Origin of the sequence: Mycobacterium sp. 4D054 (genome assembly GCF_052245755.1) — a bacterium.
Classification (GTDB): domain Bacteria; phylum Actinomycetota; class Actinomycetes; order Mycobacteriales; family Mycobacteriaceae; genus Mycobacterium.
On the sequence record NZ_JBQQCF010000016.1, the window covers coordinates 112,051 to 118,966 of the forward strand.

Here is a 6,916-nt window from a genome sequence, read left to right on the forward strand (position 1 = left end):
AGCGCCTTGAGGCCTGTCAGGTAGGGAAATCAGCGCTACGAGAAAGTGTTTCGTTCGCCGGATGTCGGCCAGTTTTTCCTCCAGCGTATCGATCACGGCGTCGTATCCGCTGTTGCCCAGGACGAGCCGACGGGGCGGTGAGTCCTGGGCCATCGCTGCGATTACTGCACGGGCACCACGGCTGGGATCGCCGGGTTGCACCCCGTCCATCCCGACGAAGACGGCACGGACCTCTTCGAGCATGTTGTGGTAGTCCGGGATCGGCTCGTCGACGGGTTCGTCGGCGAATCCCGTGTAGGCGTTGGTGCGAAACGCTCCAGGTTCGACGGTCAATACGGAGATGCCGTATGGAGCGACCTCGTCGTGCAGCGCGTCGGTGATGGCTTCGATGGCGAACTTGGTCGCGCTGTAGTAGCCGAACCCGGTGGCGGGGACCAGCCCGGCCACCGAGGAGACGTTGACGATCCACCCGTTGCCGCGGGCACGCATCCCCGGCAGCACTGCGCGGGTCACGGACAGCACGGCGAAGAAGTTCAGCTCGAACATCGACCGCACCGCGGATTCGTCCATCCCCTCGATCGATCCGAACCAACCGCGTCCGGCGTTGTTCACCAGCACATCGATGCCGCCGAAGCGATCCTCGGCGGCACGCATCGCGCGCTGGATCTGCGTTGCATCGGTGAGTTCCAGTGGGACGACGAGAACGCGGTCGCCGTACTGTTCGGCCCACGTCGCCAGCTCCTGCGGACGCCGGGAGGTAAGTACCACGCGGTCGCCGGTCTCGAGTGCTGCCTCGGCGAACACCATTCCGAAGTTACCGGGGGTGCCTCCGGTGATGAACCAACGTCGCGTCATGGCTCGATCACCACCCGACTGATGACAATGCCGTCGAGGGTGAAGCGGTAGTGCAGGTCTGCGACCCCGCCCGGGAAGTTGCCCGCCAGGTGCTGCCCGACGTCAACAGTCGTACCGGTTTGCCGTTCCAGCACTGTCGCGCTGGTGATCTCGGTGGTGTAGGTGTACTCGGCGGCCGCGGTGGCCACCCAGGTCCCGATCTCGTCATGCCCCCTGTAGTCGTGGCCTTCGTCGGTCACCACGGCATCTGTGGTGAGTGTGGCCAGCACTTGATCCACCTCACGGGTATCGAGCGCAGTCATGAACGTTTTGACAGTATCCGGGAGTGCTTCCCATTCTGTTGTGGTCATAGCCCCACGATGGAGCTTCCCGCAAGGGGAAGGTCAACCCGATGTTGCGAGCTTCGCCGCGACGTTGACCTTGCCCTAGGGGGAGGCTTCAGGATGGCCTCGTTCGACGTAGGCGAGGGCGACGCGGAGGAGGACGCCATGGGCGCACAGGTCTCGATCGGTGACTTCGCGGTGATGACCAGTCTGAGCAGAAAGGCGTTACGTCACTACCACGACATCGGCATTCTCGAACCCGCACACATCGACCCCTACACCGGCTACCGGTTCTACGACACCAGCCAGGTCGATCACGCGCACATCATCCGCCGGTTCCGGTCATTGGGCATGTCCATCCCCGACATCAAGGCGCTGCTGAGCACCGACGACGCCGGGACCCGCGCCGACATCATCACCACCCATCTCGAGCACATGGAGGCACAACTGCAGCAGACCCGTGACGCCGTTGGCGCGCTTCGCGAGTTGCTCTCCCCAGTGCGCACGCCCACCGACGTCACGTTGCGTCGCGAACCGGGGCTTGCCGTGTGGTCGGTCGGCGCGATCATCGACACCTCAGAGATCGACGACTGGTTCGGCGCGTCGCTGACCACACTGCACCAGGCCGTCGCCATGGCCACAGGCACACAAACCGCTGTAGTGCCCGGCGGCCTCTACGACCGGGCGCTGTTCCTCGAACAGCGCGGTAGCGCAACCATGTTCGTCGAAGCACCCCCGTCTGCCAATCCCCCGGAGGGCGTCCGCGCCGAGGTCCTACCCAGAGCCGAATTCGCGGTGCTCACCCACCCGGGCGGTCACGACGGCATCGACCGCAGCTACGCAGCCCTAGGCATCTACGTCAACGAGCATCTGATCAGCAGCCCGGGACCCATCCGCGAGCACTACCTCGGCGGCACGCACGAAGATCCGGCCAGGTTCACCGCCACCGAGATCTGCTGGCCGGTCTTCAGCACCACCGCGGGGGCGGCGCAATAGCCGACACACGCCGGCGGTTTACGCCGGCGACATCGAGGCCGCCACCCGATCAGTCGGTATTCGCCTCGTAGCGCAGCAGGACCGTGCCGCCCGGGAAGGTGCGGTTCTCCAACAGGCGCATTGAGATCCACGACGGCAAGGTCGGGAAGAACGGGGTACCCCCGCCCACCGCAGTGGGTGCGACCACGAGCCGGTACTCGTCGACCAGTCCCGCCTGCACGATCGGTGCGGCCAGCGTCGCGCCGGCCACCTCCAGGTTGCCGTCGGTTTCAGCTTTCAGCCTCGTCACCACTTCGACCGGGTCGCCGCGTTCCAGGCGGGAGTTCCAGTCGACGGACTCCAGGGTGCGCGAGAAGACGACTTTGGGCATGTCACGCCAGACGCGGGCGTAGTCAACGATCAATGGGGTGGCATCCGGGGCTTCGTCGGCGGTCGGCCAGTACGCGGACATCAGTTCGTAGAGCCGCCGGCCGTAGAACGACAGGGCGGTCTCCCGCTCGAAATCGTTCCAATACTGGTGCAGTTCTTCGCTCGGATCGCTCCAGTCGATGTTGCCCTGCGCGTCGGCGATGTATCCGTCCACCGACACGTTGAAGCCATAGATGAGTTTGCCCATGCAGCTCAGACTGCACCGCAGGGACGAACTCATCGCGGCGCCACACGAGACCCCGTTGAAACCCGAATACGTCGCCCTTCGAGTGCTGGCACTGACCCGGACCGGTGCGAACCGGTGCGACGCAGTCACGCGGCGACGCCCTCAGCGGCTTCGATCAGCGTGAGCGCCATTGCGGACCCGGCCGCCCCCGAGCTTGGGCCACTTGGTGACCTTGCTCCTCAAAGACGCTGTGCCGAAGATGATTCAATCGGGTCTCGTGTGCGCCGATGTGGGCGAGCTGCTTCACAGCGGTGGCCTCCGCCGGCGCCCTCCGTGGTCGGCGTCCTGGGGGTGCCGGACCTCGACGCGCTGGACGACTCCGTTTTGGAAGGCGTCATTTGGACCCCGGCGAGCACATGCCACCTAGGAGCTGCAGTCAAACGACAGAGGTCACGCACTCCGTGGAGTCCGTGACCTCTGTCGCGTGGTGTGGGGTACGTTTCGACTGTTCAGAGCGCCCTTCGCGAAATCGGTTCCAGCGGTTTTTTGCGGAATCTCCAGCGATTTATCCGGCGCACCCAGCGCGAACTGGATTACCCTGCGGTGCGGGTTGACGAGGCCATGGTGCGGCTTCTTGTGCGAGTTCGGCGCCGATGCAGGCTCGCGGATCTGTCGCGGGAGACAGCGCTGCCGGCGACCTTCCCTTGACCGGCAATTTTTGGCCGGGATTTATCTGGACGCGTTGGGCATGCCGAAGCGGGCCGGCGCGTTGTTCGCGCGGCCCGCTGCGGGTTGGGTCTCGTCAGGTCAGGGGCGGTGTCTTGGCAGGTTCGTGTCCGAGGTGGTCGCGGAGCTGGCGTCGGCGGACGTCGATGGATTCTTCGCGAGCCTGGCGTGACCGGTAGGTCTTCTGGATGCGGTGATTCGTGCTGGCTACGGCGAGCGCCATCAGGAGCTTGACCATGGGTTCGCGTCGGGGTCCCCATTTGAGGTCGACGAGCTTGGTGACGTGGGCCGACTTGAGGATGCTGAAGGTCTGCTCGGTTCGAGCGCGCGCTGCCTCGAAGTACAGCGTGTGTTCCCAGCTGGCGCCGACCGGTCCCCATTGGGCCTTCTTGAGCTGACTGGGTGTGAGAGTGACGGTGACGATCGACTGGGCGCAGCTTTGCCGGTCGCCTGCTTGCCAGGTCGGCGCTGCCGTGGGGGCGCCGAAGGCTGCACGTGTCAACGAGGCCGGTTTGAGTGGGCATTGGACGCGCAGTTGCACGGCAGGGCAGACTAGCTCCGCCTTCACGTCGAGTCGTGGTTCGACTCCCAGGGGTGGGCGTCCACGTGGTCGGCTCAGTCGCGGCCGGGAGTTCAGACCCATCAGGAAGGGCAGGACACTTGCCAGGCGGCGGTCGTGCGCCCCCCACCCGTTGTCGGCCAGCAGGTCGCGGGTTTTGGGCATGTGGTGTTGGGCAAGTAGGTCGGCTGCGGCCGGGCAGTAGAACGAGCCGGCGAACTGGATGGGTCCCGGCGGGACGTCTGTGGTGGCGCCGGGTGGATTGGCCGCGGTATCGGTGAGCGTCCAGTGCTGTGGGTACCGCACGACGGCGGCGTACTGGTGGTCGAGCATGAGGCGTGCGAAACCGTCTTTGGGGTTGTAGCCCATGTCGACGGTAAGGCGGGGTAGGCGTGCCCGTCCCGCGCGCCGCGTGTCGAGGCCATTGCGTTTGGCGTGAGTGATCGCCACGTCGAGTCCTTCGGTGCTCCCGGAGGTGGGTGGATGGACGTCGATTCCGATGATGACGGGGGCGAACGCGTGCAGCTGCTCCGGTGGTCCAACGCGAATAACGGCGGTCAGTCCGACGCCGAAGCCCCGCTTTCCGCCGCCGCTGGCATCTTGATGCACGGTGGTGGAGTGCTTATCTCGGGAGTAGTAACTGCCGAAGTATGCGGCTCCGCGCTGTTTGTCCGGTTTTATCCCCAGCCCAGCTGAGGGGCCGGCGAGGTCGAAGAGCGTCTCGTCGGCCACGATGTCACCGACGGCCTCGGGTGGCTGCGGATCGACGATGGACCCGAAGACGATGCGATTCATGACCGTTCGCAGGCGTTCGGTGGCTTCTCCGCTCGCTGCGCGTTGTTCGGTGCTGCGGTGGGCGATGATGCGGCGGTGTTCGGCGTTGGTGATTCGTCGTGCTGGTTGGTCGGGGCTGGGATCCAGTGGTGCGAGGCGGCGGTTGAGCCAGGCGACGAAGCGTGTCCGCTCGCGGCGTTGCTCGGCGCGGTTGGCGAAGATGCGGGAGGTGTCTTGCCCTCCCATGCCGACTTCGGCGAGTTGTCGCGGGCTGAGGTCGCCGATGGCCTGTTGGATGGCCTTGTATGTCGGGGTTCTCCCCAGCATCAACAGTCCCAGGGCTGCGACGAGCACGGCAGAGATGGTGTAGCGGATTCCGGTGCAGTCCTGTCCGCCGGCACCGCGATGCTGGGCAAAGAAATCGTCGATCATCTCGGCCGCGTGTGATCGCTCGATGATGACCTTGGCTTCACGAAAGAGGTTGTCTGACAGGCGGTATGAGCTTTCGAAGTCCGTGATCATGGTTCAGCCTTCCGTCATGAGGGCGATCGCGCGATGGATGCTGTAGATGGGGAGTTGGGTGCGTTGATCGGCGAGGACCTGAACGTCGACCACGTCGGCGAGTTGCAGCAGAAGTGCTGCTGGGACGCGGTCGGCGAGGTCGAGGATCCAGCGGTTACGCAGCGCGGCCGCGCTGATGCTGCCGTGACCGCGGGCGCGGAGTTGCTCGCCGATGCGGTTGGTCGCGTTGCGCTCCACTTCTCCCTTCGCGGCCGGTAACAGGTAATCCGATCCCTTGCTCTGCGCAAGCGCCAACAGACGGTTGGAAATGTCGGGGTCGGTTACCGGAACGAGCCGTGTTCCGCCGGCTGTGTTCTGCAATCGCACGATGGCGATGTGTCGGCCGTCGATGGTCTCGCCCGTGATGGAGGTGCCGCGCAAGGCCTTGAAGTCGGGTGGCCGCGCGCCGGCGCCGTAGCAGAGGTCCAGTAGGAGCGTGAGTCGTCGTCGGAGCCACGGCGGCAGGGTCGGTGCCAGGGTGTACCAGTCACGAATGTCTTGCGGTGCGGCCGCGTCGATTCTCTTGGTGCGGGGGGCCGGCAGGGTGCGAGCTTCGGGATATTCCCTGGGGTGCACCAATCGGCCGGCGTCATACAGGATCCACCTGATGGTGCGCATAGACCGGTTGGTCTTCCGGGTGGCGATGTCCATGAGATGTCGGTCGACATTGGCTCGGCGCAACGCTGTTCGGTAGTCGAAGGTGCCGACCCGTTCGGCCTCGAACGCCAGATAGCGGGCCAGATGCGCCACCGAGATGCGGTCGGTGGACGACGCGAAGTCGCCCAGACGGCACCACAGGCGTTTGGCTGATTCCAGCGCGGGCACCAGGTAGCGCGGATCGACGCCTCTGATGGTGAGGCCCGCCAGCGCTCGATAGCGGTCCTCGTTGACGTCGTGGTGAAACGGCGCGAGTACGTGGCGTTGGCTGTCGGCCCGGTCGTGGTTGGCCCTCGCCACTGGCTTCGCTGGCTCCGGGTCGTCGGCGGCCGACGCCATGGCGCCGTGACGGCCCATCAGCACACGCTCCGCGACACACCGGCGAAGCCGTTGACATGCGCATGCGAACACGATGAAATGAACAAAGTTCCTCCTGATTGAATCTGGTGAAGGTTCCAAGGGAACGAGATCGCCGCGAATTTGCGGCGGACGGAGAGCCGGGTTGCCGCCCGGCTTTTCCCGTTTCTTACGGGTTTCCGACGAAAAGTGCCTTATGTCAACAGTTTCTGGAAGCTTCTCCTCCTCACTTCGCGACTTCTGGATGGATCCTGGGCGCACCGCGGGCGGCGGCGCGATCTAGCGGCACAGGTCTATAGCGTCCTTGTCGCAGCCGTCGTGGCCGATCTGGATAAGACGTGACCCGGCCTCGGACAGTGAGACATCCCAGTGCTGCGCACGGTCGTTGAACCATCCCGCGTTTGATGCGCACCTCCTTCCTTGGGAAGGTGCATGTCATGCCGAGCAAGTACGACCCGGAGACCCGAGCGAAGGCGGTCCGTCTGGTGCGCGAGCACCGGGAGGACTATCCGA

At 65.0% G+C, this 6,916-nt stretch carries 5 protein-coding genes and 1 pseudogene; 1 reads left to right on the top strand and 5 read right to left on the bottom strand.

Translation table 11 applies throughout. The annotated features are described in order from the left end of the window. Positions 1 to 16: 16 nt before the first annotated feature. Together ACTWP6_RS14070 and ACTWP6_RS14075 are read right to left on the bottom strand one after the other, a co-directional pair. Positions 17 to 855 (bottom strand): annotated as a pseudogene (locus ACTWP6_RS14070) (SDR family NAD(P)-dependent oxidoreductase). Further along, on the bottom strand, positions 852 to 1,157 hold the full coding sequence (locus ACTWP6_RS14075; RefSeq protein ID WP_443188017.1) for a nuclear transport factor 2 family protein: 306 nt from the start codon (positions 1,155 to 1,157) through the stop codon (positions 852 to 854). The pseudogene ACTWP6_RS14070 and the gene ACTWP6_RS14075 overlap by 4 nt, the downstream one beginning before the upstream one ends. 186 nt (positions 1,158 to 1,343) lie before the next feature. Here ACTWP6_RS14075 and ACTWP6_RS14080 point away from each other — a divergent pair, with 186 nt between their 5' ends. After that, positions 1,344 to 2,174, top strand: coding sequence for a MerR family transcriptional regulator (locus ACTWP6_RS14080; protein WP_443188022.1), 831 nt, complete (start codon positions 1,344 to 1,346; stop codon positions 2,172 to 2,174). Between the two features lie 49 nt (positions 2,175 to 2,223). On the opposite strand, the gene ACTWP6_RS14085 is transcribed toward ACTWP6_RS14080, so the two are convergent. The 3 genes from ACTWP6_RS14085 to ACTWP6_RS14095 all read right to left on the bottom strand — a co-directional run bounded on the left by ACTWP6_RS14085 (position 2,224) and on the right by ACTWP6_RS14095 (position 6,403). Beyond that, positions 2,224 to 2,790 (bottom strand): dihydrofolate reductase family protein, encoded by a 567-nt coding sequence (locus ACTWP6_RS14085; RefSeq protein WP_443188018.1) that lies wholly within the window; start codon positions 2,788 to 2,790, stop codon positions 2,224 to 2,226. Between the two features lie 781 nt (positions 2,791 to 3,571). After that, the gene (locus ACTWP6_RS14090) at positions 3,572 to 5,350 is read right to left on the bottom strand and encodes a hypothetical protein (protein ID WP_443188019.1); all 1,779 of its coding nucleotides are present in this window, start codon (positions 5,348 to 5,350) and stop codon (positions 3,572 to 3,574) included. A gap of 3 nt (positions 5,351 to 5,353) precedes the next feature. After that, positions 5,354 to 6,403 (bottom strand): hypothetical protein, encoded by a 1,050-nt coding sequence (locus ACTWP6_RS14095; protein ID WP_443188023.1) that lies wholly within the window; start codon positions 6,401 to 6,403, stop codon positions 5,354 to 5,356. Positions 6,404 to 6,916 lie beyond the last annotated feature (513 nt).

Bases quoted from the DNA above. Each gene is read 5' to 3' on its own strand.
- ACTWP6_RS14075 (WP_443188017.1), bottom strand. From the start codon at position 1,157: ATGACTGCGCTCGATACCCGTGAGGTGGATCAAGTGCTGGCCACACTC.
- ACTWP6_RS14085 (WP_443188018.1), bottom strand. From the start codon at position 2,790: ATGGGCAAACTCATCTATGGCTTCAACGTGTCGGTGGACGGATACATC.
- ACTWP6_RS14090 (WP_443188019.1), bottom strand. From the start codon at position 5,350: ATGATCACGGACTTCGAAAGCTCATACCGCCTGTCAGACAACCTCTTT.
- ACTWP6_RS14080 (WP_443188022.1), top strand. From the start codon at position 1,344: ATGGGCGCACAGGTCTCGATCGGTGACTTCGCGGTGATGACCAGTCTG.
- ACTWP6_RS14095 (WP_443188023.1), bottom strand. From the start codon at position 6,403: ATGGGCCGTCACGGCGCCATGGCGTCGGCCGCCGACGACCCGGAGCCA.